This window comes from Ruegeria sp. CDSB086 (genome assembly GCF_059611065.1).
Genome location: NZ_JBXWOV010000002.1, coordinates 282,280 through 299,609, shown reverse-complemented (window position 1 = coordinate 299,609; position 17,330 = coordinate 282,280). Strand labels below are relative to the sequence as shown.

Below are 17,330 nucleotides of genomic sequence, written 5' to 3'. Positions count from 1 at the left end.
GCGCTTACTGGTGCGGAGCGTACCAGGAGGACAGACCTTTTTGCAGGTCGGCGCCCAGTTCTTCGGGGCTGTTGGCACCCTTGATCGCGGCAACGGATGCGCCCCAGGTCTCGTTCTCAAGGTTCGGCGTGCCGCGCGACAGGATCTGATATGTCGAACGGATGGTCGATTCACACTCGTCGCGCCAACCGACGAACTCTTTGGCCAACGGATCTGCCAGCTCGACCGGAGTGTTGGACAGCGGGAAGAAGCCCGGTACGGCGTTGCCAAAGATTTCGGCAAACTCGGGGCTTGCGACCCACGCGAGGAAAGTCTCAGCGGCCTCGGGGTGCTCGGAAGCAGCATTCATGCCGATGCCGATATCCGTGTGGTCAGAGATATAGCAAGTGTCGCCCGCGTTTTGGACCGGCGGCTTGAACGCGCCCATCTCAAAGTCGGCTTGTGTGTTGAAGCCAGCGATTTCCCACGATCCGGCAGGGTAGATCGCAGCCCGGCCCAGGGTGAAGATGTTCTGGCTGTCGGGATAGGTTTGTGCCTCATACCCGTCGCCCAGATACTGTCCCCAGCGTGCCAGAGTGGCGTAGGGAGCGGTCCAGGCTTCATCCGTCAGTTTCTGTTCGCCAGCGATAAGGGCCTGGCGACCTTCTTCACCTTTCCAATAGTTCGGGCCGATGTTGTTGTAGCCCATTGTGGCGGCTTCCCACTGATCGTTGGTGCCCATCGCCATTGGGATGTAAGTGCCGTCTTCCTTGATCTTGTCGAGTGCGGCAAAGAACTCTTCTTCAGTCGTTGGGACTTCGATGCCCAACTCAGCAAACGCATCCTTGTTGTAAATGAAGCCATGGATCACCGACGCCATGGGAACACAGAAGCTGGCCGAGCCGTCATCCGTCTGCCATGCCGACTTGGCTACGTCCGAAAAGTTGCTCATCGCGTCGACCGAGGACAGATCGGTCAGGTGCCCGGCCTCATACAGTGCCAGCGACGCATCAAACGGACGGCACGTGATAAGATCACCGGCCGAACCCGCATCCAGTTTCGAGTTCAGCACGGCGTTGTATTCCGCCGGAGCTGATGGGGTGAACTGCAGTTTGATCCCAGGGTGTTTGGCTTCGAACGCCGGGATGATCTGTTCCTGCCACAAGGTCAGGTCGTCATTGCGCCAGCTTTCGATGATCAGCGTGACGTCCTCGGCATAGGCGCTTGAAGCCATCAGGGTCGTGCCCAGTAAGGCCAGTTTCAGGCTATTGCGTTTCATTCGTGTTCTCCCAGTTGGTTAGCAGTTATTTATCTTGTTCCAGTGCGGATTTCAGAACCCCGCCGCTTGCGTCCAGAACGGCCGAGGCATCTTTGGGTGATATGCCACGTGCAGCGACTAGCACCGCCGGCTTCACGTCTCCGTTCGCGGCGTCCAGCGCGAGTTTTGCTTTTTTTGTATCAACTTTGGCGATCCGCGCGACGATCCCCGTCGCCCGCGCGCGCAACTTGTCGTTGTCGGCGCGCAGGTTGACCATCATGCCGCCGTGAACATGGCCAAGTTGCAGCGCCATGAGAGACGACAGCATGTTCAGAGCGATTTTCTGAGCTGTTCCAGCACCCAGACGCGTCGAGCCCGAGATCAATTCCGGCGGCGTTGCCAAAAGAATCGGAATATCCGCGCTTTCCAGCAAAGGGCTGCCTGCGTTATTGGCAATTCCGATAACCGTTGCGCCCTGTGACTGTGCCATATTGCTGGCGGTCAGGGTGTATGGCGTCGATCCGCTTGCGGACACTGCGATGATCGTATCCGTCGGTTGCAATGTCGAAAGCGCGTCCGCTAGTCCGTCGGCTTCGTCTTCTGCGCCTCCGGGCATTTCGACGCCGGTAGGCAGGCCGCCTGCCATATGTATACGGAGTTGGTTCGTAGGGATTGAGAAGGTGCCGCCCAGCTCTTGCGCGTCGGCAGCGGCCATCAACCCGGACGAGCCTGCGGCCACATAGTGTAGCACGCCGCCCGCGCGGATGGTCTGCGCCATGGCGTTGCCGCCCTGCGCGATCGCGTCCAACGCGCCCCGCGCTGAGGTCGCGGCTGCAATCTGCCCCTCAACCAGCGCCCGAGCAGAGGCGACAGGGTCTTGTGGGTCCAGCTTGTTGGCGTCTGGATGCAGTTGTTCGGTCGGCGGCAGCGTCAAAAGAATCCCCCTTTGCGGTTCCCAATACAATACCTATTCAATACCACTTGTCCATAATTTTATTTTTTCAGTGGAAATCAACATATTCTGCATCAAAACAGAGAAAAGCTGCAGAAACTGGCCTATTTTGGCCTTCCTAAATTCAAATAGGTATTATAATGGTATTGTCATGACTGAGTCTCTGAGCAATGCTGTACTAGCCATAGATGGTGGCGGAACCCGATGCCGGGTTGCATGTGAAGTCGCTGGTATTGTCCATTCTGTTGAAACCGGGGCTGCCAATGTCTCGACAGATTTCGATGCGTCCGTCCTGCAGATGAAATCGGGGATCACCCAGATTGCGCAAACGCTTGCTGTAGATGTTCAGGATCTGACTCAGTTGCCCGCCTTTGTCGGATTGGCTGGCGTCACAGATGACCATATTGCCCGTCGCGTGCAGAGCGCGCTGGGCCTAACGCGGGCGTGCGTTTCCGATGATCGACCAGCCGCGCTGCGGGGCGCGCTCGCGTCTCAGGACGGCTTGATCGCCCATTGTGGCACGGGGTCCTTTGTTGCTTCGCAGAAGGATCGGGTGATGCGGTTTGCCGGGGGGTGGGGGCCAGTATTGGGGGATGAGGCATCTGCGCAATGGGTTGGTCGTTTTGCATTGGCAGAAGCATTGAATTCCGTGGATGGAATTCAGGTCACTAGCGATCTTACGCAGAAATTTCTGGATGATTTTGGCGGTAGTGCAGGGATCGTCGAATTTGCCGGGCGGGCGACGCCGACAGAGTTCGGCGCGTTGGCCCCGATGGTTACCACTGCAGCAGTTTCCGGAGACGACGTCGCCAGAAAAATTATGCAGGCCGGTGCTACTTACATCGCCGATATGGCGGCACGTCTCGGATGGCAGCCAGCAGTCGCGATCTGCCTGACCGGCGGAATCTCTCCGTATTATGCGCACTATCTGCCTGCTGCCATGCAGTCAGAGATACGCCCTCCATCGGGCGAGCCGTTGGCCGGGGCACTGGCTTTGGCGAAGGAGGTCCCGCATGAGCATTGCTGAATTCCTACGCTCTGATCTTTGGCTGACCTCGGAAAATGGTCCCCGCTACGTGCAGTTGCGGCGCAGGTTGCAAGAGGGGATCGATACGGGCGTCCTTGCGCCGAACTCATCGCTGCCATCCGAACGGGAACTGGTGGAAATTACTGAGTTGTCCCGCGTAACCGTGCGCAAGGCGATTCAGGAGCTGGTGCAGGAAGGTGTGATCGAGCAGCGCCAAGGGTCAGGGTCCTTCATTCGGGAACGTGTTCAAAGGGTTGAACAATCGCTGAAACACCTGACCTCGTTCACCGAAGATATGTCGAGCCGAGGAATGGAGACAACTTCAAAGTGGTTGGAACGCGGAGTATTTGCGCCAACCCCGGAAGAGGTCACTGCGCTGAATCTGTCAGAGGGTGAGCAGATATCCCGCATTTACCGCCTGCGTGAGGCGGACGGGCGTCCTTTGGCGCTGGAACGTGCTGCGCTGCCTCTGGATATTCTACCGAATCCGATCGAAGTCACGACGTCTCTGTACGAAGTGCTTGATGGTCTGGGCTGCCGCCCGGTGCGCGCCGTCCAAAAGATCTCAGCCCTCAATCTTGCTGCGCGAGAGGCCGAACTGCTGGAGGTGCCCGAAGGTGCGGCGGGGCTGAACATCGAGCGTATCTCATTTCTGAAAAACGGGCGGGTCGCGGAACTGACGCGGTCGCTCTACCGCGGCGACGCTTATGACTTTGTCGCTGAATTGCGCCTATAACCGGAAGGACCGGGATCAAATGTCCGAAAAGAACTCGAAAATGCGTCAGGAAATTCTGGAGATCCCTGATGCCGTCGACAGATTGCTCAGCTCGGGGGCAGACAATATTCGAGTAGCTGCGCAAAGCGTAAGGGATACGGATCCACGTTTTTTGATCTCGGTCGCCCGGGGATCATCCGACCATGCCTGCAGCTATCTGAAATATGCCAGTGAACTGCTTCTTGGATTACCGGTTGCCTCAGTAGGGCCGTCCGTCAGTTCGATTTACGGGGTGGATCTGAGGTCAAAAGGATCTGTCTGCCTGTCCATCTCGCAATCAGGCCAAAGCCCGGATATCGTTGGCCTCACAGGGTCTTTGCGAAACTCTGGCGCACTGACAATTGCGGTGACCAACAACTCTGGATCGCGCCTGGCCGACGTGGCGGATGCGGTTCTACCACTGCACGCGGGACCAGAGCTGAGCGTCGCAGCAACCAAGACATTTGTGACCTCGCTGGTGTCCGGTCTATGGCTGCTGGCCGAGGTCAAAGAGGATGCTGAATTGATCGCGGCGATCCAATCCTTGCCCGAATACCTGGCGCGGGCGGCACATTGCGATTGGTCGGCTGCAGCCGAAAAAATTACCGGGCGCTCGTTGTTTACGCTTGGTCGCGGTCCTTCTTATGCGATCTCTGACGAAGCTGCATTGAAGATCAAAGAGACCTGCCAAATTCACGCCGAAAGCTATTCAGCGGCCGAAGTGCTGCATGGTCCGGTTTCGATTGTCGAAGAAGGATTTCCTGTGATTTGCTTCGCAGCCAATGATGCAGCCGAACGGGCGACTGCCGATGCGGCTGATGCCTTGGCGGAAAAAGGGGCATCGGTCTTTGCGACGACCACCAAAGTATCGCGCGCGCAGGCTCTGCCAGTGGTTCGAACGGATCATTGGATCACCGACCCAATAACGGCGATTACGTCTTTTTACAGCATGGTAGAGGCCGTCGCCAGTGCGCGGGGGATCGACCCGGACGCACCGCGGCACCTTAAGAAAGTGACCGAGACGGTATGACAGAGCGCAAGGTGATCTTTCGAAACGGGCCAATCTTTGACGGCAGCCGATTGTTGCACGACCACGCGATTATTTTTCGCGAGGGGCGCGTGGGTGAAGTTTTCCCCGACGCTGAGGTGACCCAGGAAAAGGACGTTGTAGATCTGAACGGCGATATCCTCAGCCCCGGTTTTGTGGATCTGCAGGTCAATGGCGGCGATGGCGTTATGTTCAACGATGATCCGTCGGTCGAAACGATCCGCAGAATTGCCGGTGCCCATCGCCGATTGGGGGTGATTTCGCTGCTGCCCACTCTGATCACCGACGAACCCGCCAAAACCCGCGCAGCAATAGATGCGACGATCGAGGCAGTGCGAGCACAAGTGCCGGGCGTCGCAGGGCTGCATTTGGAAGGGCCGCATTTGTCGGTCGCGCGGAAAGGGGCGCACGACGGTAATTTGATACGGCCGATGGAACCATCGGATCTGGACACGCTGATAGAAGCGGCTAATGCACTTCCCTGCCTGAAGGTAACTGTCGCCCCCGAGGGTGTGTCCGAGAAGCAAGTCCGCGCCATGAGCGACGCTGGTATCCTTGTCTCGCTCGGGCACAGCGATGCGGATTTTGCGACTTGCCAGCGGTATGCTGCCGCCGGTGCGCGTTGCGTAACCCATCTGTTCAACGCGATGAGCCAATTGGGCAATCGTGAACCCGGCCTCGTCGGCGCGGCGCTGGCCAGCGGAACGCTGTCTGCAGGGTTGATTGCCGATGGTGTCCATGTGCACCCCGCCGCGATGCGCGCTGCCTGGGCTGCGAAAACTGCGCCGGGTCAAATCTTTCTGGTCAGCGATGCGATGGCTGTGGCCGGTACGGATCAAACCGAATTCACCCTTGAAGGTCGCAAAATCACGCGAACCGAAGGCAGGTTGACACTGGCGGACGGAACGCTGGCCGGCGCGGACCTGGACCTGACGACCGCCGTTGGTGTGCTGGTCAACCAAGTCGGTGTGCCGTTGCAGGACGCACTGGCGGCGGCCACTTCTTATCCGGCTCAGCTGATCGGGTTGGCCCCGCCAACGGTCTTAGAATACGGTTCGGTGATCCGGATATCTGCCGATTTCAGCCGTTGCGAATGGCTGCCCGCACAATCTTGAGTTTGTCTTTAACTGCCAGAACGATTGGCTGCGGGATGCGGTATACCGCCTGTCAATTTTTGTCGACGAATTTGAAATCTGGCTTCGAACGGCGCTTGACGACATCTGACGCATCGCTTAAACCGACCAGCGCTGAGCGGGCGTCGTATACTGGCTATTACCTCAGCCTTCCAAGCTGATGAAGCGGGTTCGATTCCCGCCGCCCGCTCCAAATCAGCCCTAAAATTCTGCGTCAAATAGCCCTTTTATGTTTGGTCATATATTGTGGTTCTTGACCCGGCTTGCCGTGGCCGCCAAGAAGCGAACACTTAAGTGCGAAAAAGACGTAAGGGCCAATTATGGCAAACTCTGCCTCAGCCACGCCTAAGGGCAAACCTGCACCCGGTGCCACGGAAGAGCGTGCTGGATCGCGGAAGATAGGCGTTCTGTCGTCTCTTTGGCCATTTATGAAGCCGTATCGGGCCCTGATGACGGGGGCGATACTGGCACTGGTGTTGACAGCCAGCATGACGCTAACTCTGCCACTTGCGGTACGCCGCGTAGTCGACAATTTCCGAATTGAAGATGGTGAGCTGCTGGATTGGTACTTTCTGGCGGCGCTGGGCATTGCCGCGATTTTGGCAGTGGGAACAGGCATCCGCTATGCGTTGGTCACCCGGTTGGGTGAGCGCGTTGTGGCCGATATCCGCAAGGCCGTGTTTAACCGCGTTATCGGGATGAGCCCCGAGTTCTATGAACGGGTCATGACCGGAGAGGTTCTCAGCCGTATCACCACGGACACGACCTTGATTCAGTCTGTGCTGGGATCGTCCGTATCCATTGCCTTGCGCAATATGCTTTTGTTCGCGGGCGGTTTGGTTCTAATGCTGCTGACTTCGGCCAAGCTAACGGGTTTGGTGCTTTTGCTGATCCCGGTGGTGGTGGTGCCGATACTTGTACTGGGGCGTCGTCTGCGGGTCCTCAGCCGCGAAAATCAGGACTGGATCGCGGCCTCGTCGGGCAACGCAGGAGAGGCACTGAGCGCGGTGCAAACCGTTCAGGCCTTTACGCATGAAAAAGCCAGCCGGCAGCAGTTCGGCGATATGACAGAAACCTCTTATGCGGTTTCTCTTCGGCGTATTCAGACGCGCGCCGTGATGACGGTAATCGTTATCTTCCTTGTATTTTCGGGCATCGTCGGCGTGTTGTGGATGGGGGCAAACGACGTTCGCAACGGCGTGATGACCGAAGGTGTTCTGATCCAGTTCGTGATCTATTCAATCATCATGGCCGGCTCTGTCGCCGCCCTCTCTGAGATTTGGAGCGAGCTGCAACGTGCCGCCGGCGCGACCGAGCGTCTGGTGGAATTGCTGAATGCGCAGGATACCGTGATTGATCCGGACAAGGCAGCGTCGCTGCCTACACCTGTTCGGGGCGAGATCCGTTTTGAGGATGTGATCTTCCACTATCCGGCCCGTCCGGATGTTGTGGCACTGGACCATCTGACCCTGTCGATCCAACCGGGTGAGACAGTGGCTTTCGTTGGTCCATCGGGCGCTGGTAAAACCACGGTGATTCAAATGATCCAGCGGTTCTACGATCCGGATGCAGGTCATGTCAGTCTGGACGGCGTTGACCTGCGTGACCTCGACCGATCCGATTTCCGGCAGCACATGGCATTGGTGCCCCAGGACCCGATCATCTTTGCAGCCTCGGCCCGCGAGAATATCCGGTTCGGGCGCCTGGACGCCTCGGATGCCGAGGTTGAGGCCGCCGCCCGCGCAGCTGCGGCACATGAGTTCATCTCGAAACTGCCCGAAGGCTATGACAGTTTTGTCGGGGAACGCGGCGTTATGCTGTCGGGTGGTCAGAAACAACGCATCGCCATTGCTCGCGCCATCCTGCGTGATGCACCGGTTCTGCTGCTGGACGAGGCGACCTCGGCCCTTGATGCCGAAAGCGAACGCGCGGTTCAGGGCGCGGTTGACCAGATGCGCGCTGGGCGCACCACACTGATCGTGGCCCACCGTCTGGCGACGGTCAAAAAGGCGGATCGGATCGTTGTGATGGAAGCCGGTCAGATCATGGCCCAAGGCACGCACGAGGATCTGGTCGTTCAGGATGGCTTATATGCTCGCCTGGCGCGCCTGCAATTCACCGACGGAGTTGCGGCAGAATAGCCTGACGTCGGGGAAGTCAGTTTTACGCCGCTGCGTAATTCTACAAATTTGGGCGTGGCCCCTCTAACCCGTCGCTTGCACCTGCGGGGTTTTGCTTCCATCTTGTTTTGGAAAAAACCGCGCAAGACGCGGGAGAAAAACAGGGAGGAGTCACATGGCCTTTGTGGGTTTGGAAGACAAGGCGAGAATGGAGCAGGAAATGTCGTGGGAGGATCGGGATGTTCCGGTCACTTTCCACCAGTTGCTGTCACGCACAGCAGGCAAATTTCCGAACAGTGATGCGGTCAGCTTTCAGCTCATGTCTGGTCCGACAGACAAGGCCGAGACTCTGGCGTGGTCGCAACTGCTTGGCAAAGTCAATCAGGCAGCGAACCTTTTTCGGTCTTTGGGTGTCGGTGAGAAAGACGTGGTGGCCTATGTGCTGCCCAACTGTAACGAAACGCTGGTCACCATGATGGGCGGTGCAGTCGCAGGGATCGTGAACCCGATCAACCCGCTGCTAGAGCCCGAGCAGATCGCCGCAATCCTGCGCGAAACCGGTGCCAAAGTGGTTGTGACGTTGAAGTCCTTCCCCAAAACGGATGTGGCGCAAAAGGTCGAAGAGGCGGTGCGCCACGCGCCCAACGTCAAAACCATTCTCGAGATTGATCTCAACCGCTATCTGACGCCGCCAAAATCCTGGCTGGTGCCGTTCCTGCGTCCAAAGATGGGCGACAAGGAAAAACTGGCCCATGCGGATTACAAGAACTTCAATAAAGAACTGGCCAAGCAGCCTACGACGCTGACTTTCGAAGACAGCAAGGAAGATCGCGTTGCCTGCTATTTCCACACCGGCGGCACAACGGGCATGCCGAAGGTCGCGCAGCACAAATACTCGGGCCTTGTCTACAACGGCTGGCTGGGGAACACTCTGTTGTTCTCGGACGAGGACGTGATCATGTGCCCGCTGCCCATGTTCCACGTTTTTGCTGTGCATGTGATCATGATGGCTGCCGTCTCATCCGGCGCGCATGTGGTTTTCCCGACGCCTGCGGGATATCGCGGCGACGGTGTTTTCGACAATTTCTGGAAATTGATTGAGCGCTGGAAAGTAACGTTCATCATCACCGTACCCACAGCGATTGCTGCCAAGATGCAGCGCCCCGTAGATGCGGACATCTCAAGCGTGAAGACGGCGTTTTCAGGTTCAGCGCCTTTGCCCGTCGAACTGTTCCGCAGGTTCGAAGAAGCGACAGGTGTGACCATCGTAGAAGGCTATGGGCTAACCGAAGCCACCTGTCTGGTGTCCTGCAACCCGGTGGACGGGGAAAAGAAGATTGGCTCGATCGGTATTCCGTTCCCCTATACAGATGTGAAAATCCTGCAGGATGGTCCGGACGGACCAAAGGAATGCGCCGCAGATGAAATTGGTGAGATTTGCATTTCGAACCCCGGTGTCTTTGCGGGCAATACCTATACCGAGGCGGACAAGAACGTAGGTCTTTACCACTTCGACAAATACCTGCGCACAGGTGATCTGGGACGTTTTGACGGGGACGGCTACCTGTGGATCACAGGTCGTGCCAAGGACCTGATCATTCGCGGCGGTCACAACATTGACCCGGCCGAGATCGAAGAAGCTCTGCTGGGGCACGATGCTGTCGCGTTTGCCGGTGCCATCGGACAGCCTGACGCCTACTCGGGCGAGGTGCCTTGCGCCTTTGTCGAACTGGTTGATGGAGCCTCGGTCACCGAGAAAGAGCTGATGGAGTATTGCAACGTGCATGTCCATGAACGCGCGGCACAACCCAAGCACATGACCATTCTGGACGAGCTGCCCAAAACTGCGGTCGGTAAGGTCTTTAAGCCCGAACTTCGCAAACAGGCGATCACGCGTATCTATAACGGCGCGTTGGAAGAGGCTGGTCTTGAGGCACGGGTCATTTCGGTCATCGACGATAAGAAACGCGGACTCGTTGCGCAGCTTGACGCGAAGGGTTCCGCAGAGGACGATGTCAGCAAAGTGCTGGGATCGTTCACCCGGCCGTGGGAGTGGGCTGCCTGACCGGGAGGAAACATGGATTATGAACGTCTGATTGATGAAGAGACTTGGGCGTTCATAAAACGAACGGCTGAAAGCTATCCCGATGATGCGGTCGAACAGTCGATCGAGGATCAGCGCCGGGTGTACGACACAATGTGTCGCGACTTTCGCCAACCCCGCCCGCAGGGGGTCGAGACTGAGGACAGGCAGGCATTTGGCGTGCCTGTCCGTGTCTACAATGCGGGTCAGCCGACGCGAACCGTCACTTATTTTCATGGTGGCGGATTTGTTGTTGGAGGTCTGGACAGCCACGATGATGTTTGCGCCGAGATCTGCGCGCAGACCGGATATCGGGTTGTGGCCGTGGACTACCGTCTGTGTCCCGAACATGTCCACCCGGCGCAGTTTCAGGACAGCTGGAATGCGGCAAACTGGGTGGCGCAGGAATTCGGCGACCCGATTGTTCTTGCGGGTGACAGTGCCGGTGGCAACCTGGCAGCCGCAGTCGCCCAATACGGACGAGGTAAGTTGGACCATGTGCTGGGTCAGGTCCTGATCTACCCCGGTTTGGGTGGTGACAGCACAAAAGGGTCGTATATTGAGCACGCCCACGCGCCGCTTTTGACGCTGGATGAGATTCAGTTCTACGAAAAAGTGCGTTGTGGTGGTGATGTCCCGCAAGATGATCCGACCTTCGCGCCGCTTCACGACACAGATTTCTCGGGTCTTCCGCCGACCGTGGTGGTTACTGCAGATTGTGATCCGCTGCGGGATGATGGTGGCGCTTATTGCGACAAGATTTCCGCCGCCGGAGGGCAGGCGCATTGGATCAACGAGCCGGGCCTCGTTCACGGCTATCTGCGCGCGCGTACCAGTGTTAAGCGCGCGGCAGACAGCTTTGAGCGAATCTCAGTCGCGATCGAGGCGCTGGGCCAGCAGATCTGGCCCTACGACTAACCCGTTATTTCAAGAAAGACTGTGCCTTCATCGTTTTAGCAATGGGCGCACCCATGCGGTTCAGGATCGTAGGCGCCAGCCGTAGCTGGTCGATCACCGTGTCGACCTCGGGGCCTTCCGCGTCGCCAAAGTAGTACAGTGCCGTTTCCTGTTGCAGCGGGCTGCGCCCGCCGTGATGTCCGCGTTCGTCCTGACCGTGATCGGCGGTCACGATGACCTCATAGCCTAGTTGCCGCCAACGCGGGATGAAGGGGGCCAGCATCTCGTCTGCGACGAAACAGGCGTGGTCCATCTCCTCGCAATCATGGTAGAAACGGTGCCCCATACTGTCCAATGTGCAGGCATGCAGCAGGCCGTAATCTAGCCCATGACGCAGGCAAAGGTTGGTCAGAGTGGCATAGAGATCCACGTCAGACGGGGTCATCTGATTGGCTTTGCCATAGCCGGTCATGGTGTGAAAGCGGCCATGGTTGATTGTCTCGCTCTCAGGCTCATCATATTCGATGTCGCGGACGTACTCGAACGGGTGGCGGTTGAAGAACTGCGACCAATAGCTGTGGGTGACCGCCCCGGTTACGCCACCAGCCTCACGGACCTGGCTGAAGACATCCTTATGGCCTAGACGAAAGACATTGCCGTTGCCGGTACAGCCATGCTCCTGGGGTGTGACACCGGTGTGGATCGAGGCATAGCAGCTGGCGGACGTGGACGGCAAAACAGCGCGTAGTTTCCACACGCGCGCCTCCCCGCTGTCTACCCATCCTTCAAGGTTACCGAACAACCGTCGGAAATTGCGCCACGGAACACCGTCCAGGATGATAAGGAGTAGTTTGCGGTCCATGTCTTTGGCCTTTTGACTAAATATTTCTGGCGACCCTAGGGGATTCGCGATCAGGGGTCTGCCCGTTCACGCCCCCAATAGCAAAATCCCGACACCTGTCATCGAACAAGGCGCCGGGATTTCAATTTTTCACTTAACTGTCACGGAAAGGGCAGGGGTCAGTTCCCGGCGCTTTCCATTTTGCGGTGGGCAACGACCTCTTCCAGCCAACCCAGATGCATCTCGGGGACGGAACTGAGCAGCAGGTCGGTATAGTCGTCGAACGGCGGGCTCAGCACCTCGCTTTTCGACCCATAGCGAACCACACGACCCTGATACATCACCGCGATACTATCGCTGATAGCGCGCACCGTCGCCAGATCGTGGGTGATGAACAGGTATGCCACATCCTCGATCTTCTGAAGGTCCAACAGCAGTTTCAGGATGCCATCCGCCACCAGTGGATCAAGCGCCGAGGTGACCTCGTCACAGATGATCATCTTGGGCTTGGCTGCCAGCGACCGCGCGATACAGACACGCTGTTTCTGACCACCTGACAGTTCCGCCGGATAGCGGTCCATGTACTTTTCGCCCAGTTCGATCTCATCCAACAGTTCGACGATCCGCTTGCGTTTTTCAGCACCGCGCATGTTGAAGTAGAACTCCAGCGGACGTCCAATGATCGTACCAACCGTCTGGCGTGGGTTCATTGCCACGTCAGCCATCTGGTAGATCATCTGCAGCTCGCGCAGGTCTTCACGGCTGCGGCCCTTCAGATCGCCACTAAGCTTGCGACCAGCAAAGGTGATTTCACCATCGCGCGGCGGCAGCAAGCCTGTGATCACCCGCGCCAGTGTCGACTTGCCCGAGCCGGATTCGCCGACAACCGCCAGTGTCTGCCCCGGATGAAGTTCGACATTGACGTTGTGTAGCACGTCGAAATTCAAACCCTTGTAGCGCGCGGTAATACCTTCGACACTCAATACCGATTCCGGTGTGGGTTTTTTCTCTTCGTGCTCGATCGAGCGGACCGAAACCAGCGCCTTGGTATACTCTTCCTGCGGGTTGTTGATGATCTGGTCGGTATTGCCATACTCGACCGTATTGCCCATTCGCAGAACCATGATGTCATCACTGACCTGAGCGACAACGGCGAGGTCATGCGTGATATAGAGCGCAGCAACGCCAGTATCGCGAATGGCCTCTTTAATCGCCATCAGAACGTCGATCTGAGTGGTCACATCCAGTGCTGTGGTCGGTTCATCAAACACCACAAGATCAGGCTCGGGGCACAGCGCCAGCGCCGTCATGCAACGCTGTAGCTGACCGCCCGAGACCTGGTGCGGGTAACGATCACCGATATTGTCCGGATCGGGCAGCCCTAGCTTGGCGAACAGTTCCCGGGCACGGCCTTCGGCCTCTTTACGCGAAAACTTCTTATGTTCGACCGCCGCTTCGACCACCTGATCCATGATCTTCTTGGCCGGGTTAAACGACGCGGCCGCGGATTGCGAGACATAGGCAACTTCGCCCCCACGCAGATTGCGGATATCGCTATGCGGGGTCTTCAGAATGTCGCGCCCGTTGACCCAGACTTCGCCACCGGTCAGTTCGACGCCACCGCGGCCATAAGCCATGGACGCCAGACCGATGGTCGATTTACCGGCACCGGATTCACCTATCAGCCCCAAAACCTTGCCGCGTTCGAGGTCAAAGCTGACCCCATGCACGATTTCGATGTCATGGGGCTTTTCGCCGGGCGGATAGACGGTCGCACCGATCTTGAGGTTGCGGACCTTGAGAAGGGTATCACTCATCCCCGGCCTCCTTTCAGCGATGTGGTACGGTTCAGAACCCAGTCAGCCACAAGGTTGACCGAGATGGCGAGCGTCGCGATGGCTACAGCGGGGTACAGGGCCGCGCCGATGCCATAGACGATCCCGTCCTTATTTTCCTTCACGATCCCGCCCCAGTCCGCCAGCGGCGGCTGGACGCCCAGACCCAGGAACGACAGGGTCGAGATGAACAGGACCATGAAGATGAACCGCAGCCCGAATTCAGCCACCAGAGGTGATAAGGCGTTTGGCAGGATTTCCCGGAAGATGATCCAGCGACGACCTTCACCGCGCAGCTTTGCGGCTTCGACATAGTCCATCACGTTGATGTCCACGGCGACCGATCGAGACAATCGGTAAGGACGTGTGGCGTCCAACAGCCCCATCACTAGGATCAGGATTGGAACGGTCACCGGAACAATCGCCAGGATAACCAGTGCCAGGATCAGCGTTGGGATCGACATGATCAGGTCAACCATCCGACTAAGCGCCTGGTCAGCCCAACCACCCAAAACCGCAGCCAATAGGCCCAGCGAAGTGCCTGTGATAAAGCTGAGGATCGTAGCCATCGCAGCGATAAAGATTGTCGTGCGACCACCATAGATCATGCGTGTCAGCAGATCGCGCCCGATATTGTCCGTGCCCAGCAGATGCTCGGCGCTTGACGGTTCCCACACATCACCGACCACTTCGGCCATTCCGTAAGGGGCGATCAGCGGGGCTGCGATGGCTATGAAAAAGTACAGTCCGGTGAAAAACAGACCGACGGCGGCCGAAATAGGAATGTTCTTCATCATTTCGGATGCCTCAGTCTTGGGTTGGCAAGGATAGACACAATATCGGCAACCATGTTGAGCCCGATATAGACCGCGGCAAAGACGACGCCGCAGGCCAGAACGACTGGCACGTCACGCTTGGTCACCGAATCCACCAGATATTGCCCCATGCCGGGATATACGAACACCACTTCAACAACGACGACGCCCACAACCAGATAGGCCAGGTTCAGCATCACAACGTTGACAATGGGGGAAATCGCGTTGGGAAACGCGTGGCGCGCAATGACCTGAAAATTCGAGAGGCCTTTCAGTTCGGCCGTTTCGATGTAGGCCGATTGCATCAGGTTCAGGATTGCAGCGCGGGTCATTCGCATCATCTGCGCCAGAACCACCAGTGTCAGAACGAAGGCAGGCAAGGCGATGGCATTGAGCTTTTGCCCGAAGGACATTGTGTCGTTGATCATTGCGAGTGAGGAGAACCAGCCCAGTTTTACTGAGACGAAGTAGATCACCACGTAACCGATCAGGAATTCCGGGATCGAAACCGTTGTCAGGGTGATGGCAGAGATCAGTTTGTCAGGCCAGCGGTTGCGGTACCGAACGGCCAGAAGGCCTAAAAAGATAGCTAGCGGCACGGAAATGACGGCAGCAGCACATGCCAGGAACAGGGTGTTCCCTAAGCGCTTTCCGATGCTTTCTGCGATGTCGAGTTTGTTGGTCAAAGACTGACCCAGATCGCCCTGCAGGATGCCGCCCAACCATTCGAAATATCGGGTTAGAGCGGGACGGTTGAGGCCCATTTCCTCGCGCAGGTTTGCCAGCGCCTCGGGGGTTGCGGATTGGCCAAGGACCGCTTGCGCAGCGTCCCCAGGCAGGGCTTCGGTGAGGCCGAAAATCAGAGCCGATGCACCGAAGAGAAGCAGGAGTCCCAGCGCAAGGCGCTGGGAAACCAGTTTGATGATAGGATGCATTATCCGTGGGCCCTATCAGGCGAACCACATCTTGCGTGACATGTTGCCATTCATCATCTCTTGGGTTGGGTCGCTTTCCCAACCTTCGAGCTGATTGGTGACGCCTTCGACAAAATCGTTGAACATCGGGCAGATCAGACCGCCCTGGTCGCGGACCATCATGCCCATTTTGCTGTAGATGTCCTTGCGTTTGTCGTTGTCCAGTTCGGCCCGTGCTGCAAACAGCATTTCGTCGAACTCTGGCACCTTGAAGCGGGTGTCGTTCCAGTCGGCAGTCGACAGATACGCTGTCGCGTACATCTGATCCTGCACCGGACGGCCACCCCAATAGGATGCGCAGAACGGCTGAACGTTCCAGACCTCGGACCAATAGCCATCGTTGGGCTCGCGCTTGATTTCCAGCGGGATACCGGCCTGAGCCGCGCTTTGCTGGAACAGGGCCGCTGCGTCAACGGCACCCGGGAAGGCGCCATCTGCAACACGCAGGATGATCGGCGAACCGTCATGGCCCGACTTCGCATAGTGCTCTGCCGCCTTTTCAAGGCTGTAGTCGCGTTGCGGGATAGAGCCGTCAAACAGCGGGTATGCCGCATTGATCGGCATGTCGTTGCCAATTGTGCCGTAGCCGCGCAGAACCTTGTCGACCAAGTCCTGGCGGTTGATTGCGTGTTTTAGCGCCAGCCGCAGTTCGTTGTTGTCGAACGGCGCGGTGTCGCAATGCATGATGAACACATAATGTCCACGGCCGGCGGTCGAGTGCACCGTCAAGTTCGGGGCGCGGCCCAGCAGATCGGCAACCTTTGGTTCAACGCGGTTGATCGCGTGAACCTGACCGGACTGCAGAGCAGCCGTACGGGCAGTCGCATCGTTGATGACAATTACTTCGACGCTGTCGAAATTGCCGAAATCGGGGTTCCAGTGGTTGGCAAATTTCTTGAACACGTGGCGTACGCCCGGCTCGTCGACTTCCAACTGGTATGGTCCGGTGCCAATGCCCGCACCTGGGTTTTCCATTCCGCCATCAGGCTGAATGATCAGGTGATAGTCGGCCATCAGATAGGGCAAGTCGGCATTTGGCTCGGTCAGTGTGACCTGGAAATTGTCGCCATCGGCCTTCATTGACTCGATGCCCTTCATGATACCCAGGGCACCGGACTTGGAGTCTTCGTTCGAGTGGCGCTCCATGGTTTTCAGCACGTCTTCGCTGGTCATGGTCTTGCCGTTGTGGAACTCGACACCCTGACGCAGTTTGAATGTCCAAACTTTGGCGTCCGCGCTGCCTTCGACGGCTTCAGCCAGGCGCGGCTCGATCGACCCGTCGGGCGCAACTTCCACAAGCTGGTCGCCGAATTGTTTGCCGTTCTGGAACGGCACCGAGCTGGCATAGGTCGCCGGATCCAGCGAATTGGTGGATTCGCCGCCCTGCAGGCCAAATTTCAGGTCGCCGCCCTTCTTCGGTCCTGCCGCGCGCGCAGCGTCAGCGAACATGGTGCTGGCCATCGCCGCCGACACACCCAGAGCCGCCGCTTTCCCCATGAATTCGCGACGGGTCAGTTTGCCCGCAGTGACCTGACCGGCCATGTGAGTGAGTTGTTCGTTCATTTAGTGATCTCCCAGTTGATTGAATTTCAGCCCTTCCCGGGCATTTTTATT

14 protein-coding genes and 1 tRNA gene are annotated in these 17,330 nt (G+C 57.7%); 8 read left to right on the top strand and 7 right to left on the bottom strand.

What is annotated here, in order from left to right; all coding sequences use genetic code 11:
* Positions 1–4 precede the first annotated feature (4 nt).
* Both AC2FIO_RS05115 and AC2FIO_RS05110 read right to left on the bottom strand, forming a co-directional pair.
* Positions 5–1,258, bottom strand: a complete 1,254-nt coding sequence (locus tag AC2FIO_RS05115; protein ID WP_496696082.1) for an ABC transporter substrate-binding protein — start codon at positions 1,256–1,258, stop codon at positions 5–7.
* A gap of 25 nt (positions 1,259–1,283) precedes the next feature.
* A complete protein-coding gene (locus tag AC2FIO_RS05110) occupies positions 1,284–2,171 on the bottom strand; it encodes an N-acetylmuramic acid 6-phosphate etherase (RefSeq protein WP_496696080.1) in 888 nt (295 codons plus the stop codon).
* Between the two features lie 169 nt (positions 2,172–2,340).
* Here AC2FIO_RS05110 and AC2FIO_RS05105 point away from each other — a divergent pair, with 169 nt between their 5' ends.
* From AC2FIO_RS05105 to AC2FIO_RS05070, 8 genes are all read left to right on the top strand, one after another.
* Entirely contained in the window at positions 2,341–3,216 is an 876-nt protein-coding gene (locus AC2FIO_RS05105; RefSeq protein ID WP_496696078.1) for a glucosamine kinase nucleotide-binding domain-containing protein, read from the top strand.
* Complete coding sequence (locus tag AC2FIO_RS05100; RefSeq protein WP_282151717.1) at positions 3,203–3,952, top strand: GntR family transcriptional regulator; 750 nt, start codon at positions 3,203–3,205, stop codon at positions 3,950–3,952. The genes AC2FIO_RS05105 and AC2FIO_RS05100 overlap by 14 nt, the downstream gene beginning before the upstream one ends.
* Positions 3,953–3,971: 19 nt before the next feature.
* On the top strand, positions 3,972–5,000 hold the full coding sequence (locus AC2FIO_RS05095; RefSeq protein ID WP_496696076.1) for an SIS domain-containing protein: 1,029 nt from the start codon (positions 3,972–3,974) through the stop codon (positions 4,998–5,000).
* On the top strand, positions 4,997–6,133 hold the full coding sequence (gene nagA / locus AC2FIO_RS05090) for an N-acetylglucosamine-6-phosphate deacetylase (protein ID WP_496696075.1): 1,137 nt from the start codon (positions 4,997–4,999) through the stop codon (positions 6,131–6,133). Before AC2FIO_RS05095 ends, nagA begins: the two co-directional genes overlap by 4 nt.
* Before the next feature lie 136 nt (positions 6,134–6,269).
* A tRNA-Gly gene (locus tag AC2FIO_RS05085) sits at positions 6,270–6,344 on the top strand.
* A 127-nt stretch (positions 6,345–6,471) separates the two neighbouring features.
* Positions 6,472–8,292: an ABC transporter transmembrane domain-containing protein gene (locus AC2FIO_RS05080; protein WP_496696073.1), complete on the top strand. Its 1,821-nt coding sequence runs from the start codon at positions 6,472–6,474 to the stop codon at positions 8,290–8,292.
* Positions 8,293–8,446: 154 nt separating this feature from the next.
* Positions 8,447–10,336 (top strand): acyl-CoA synthetase, encoded by a 1,890-nt coding sequence (locus AC2FIO_RS05075; protein ID WP_496696071.1) that lies wholly within the window; start codon positions 8,447–8,449, stop codon positions 10,334–10,336.
* Between the two features lie 12 nt (positions 10,337–10,348).
* On the top strand, positions 10,349–11,272 hold the full coding sequence (locus AC2FIO_RS05070) for an alpha/beta hydrolase (protein WP_496696069.1): 924 nt from the start codon (positions 10,349–10,351) through the stop codon (positions 11,270–11,272).
* A gap of 4 nt (positions 11,273–11,276) precedes the next feature.
* On the opposite strand, the gene AC2FIO_RS05065 is transcribed toward AC2FIO_RS05070, so the two are convergent.
* The 5 genes from AC2FIO_RS05065 to AC2FIO_RS05045 all read right to left on the bottom strand — a co-directional run bounded on the left by AC2FIO_RS05065 (position 11,277) and on the right by AC2FIO_RS05045 (position 17,279).
* Positions 11,277–12,113, bottom strand: coding sequence for an alkaline phosphatase family protein (locus AC2FIO_RS05065; protein ID WP_496696067.1), 837 nt, complete (start codon positions 12,111–12,113; stop codon positions 11,277–11,279).
* A 158-nt stretch (positions 12,114–12,271) separates the two neighbouring features.
* The gene (locus tag AC2FIO_RS05060) at positions 12,272–13,909 is read right to left on the bottom strand and encodes an ABC transporter ATP-binding protein (RefSeq protein WP_109313204.1); all 1,638 of its coding nucleotides are present in this window, start codon (positions 13,907–13,909) and stop codon (positions 12,272–12,274) included.
* Positions 13,906–14,721 carry an ABC transporter permease gene (locus AC2FIO_RS05055; protein WP_058275739.1) on the bottom strand — a complete coding sequence of 272 codons (816 nt, stop codon included), beginning with the start codon at positions 14,719–14,721 and terminating at the stop codon, positions 13,906–13,908. Before AC2FIO_RS05055 ends, AC2FIO_RS05060 begins: the two co-directional genes overlap by 4 nt.
* Entirely contained in the window at positions 14,721–15,677 is a 957-nt protein-coding gene (locus tag AC2FIO_RS05050; protein WP_282168914.1) for an ABC transporter permease, read from the bottom strand. The genes AC2FIO_RS05055 and AC2FIO_RS05050 overlap by 1 nt, the downstream gene beginning before the upstream one ends.
* A gap of 15 nt (positions 15,678–15,692) precedes the next feature.
* Complete coding sequence (locus AC2FIO_RS05045; RefSeq protein WP_058275605.1) at positions 15,693–17,279, bottom strand: ABC transporter substrate-binding protein; 1,587 nt, start codon at positions 17,277–17,279, stop codon at positions 15,693–15,695.
* Positions 17,280–17,330 lie beyond the last annotated feature (51 nt).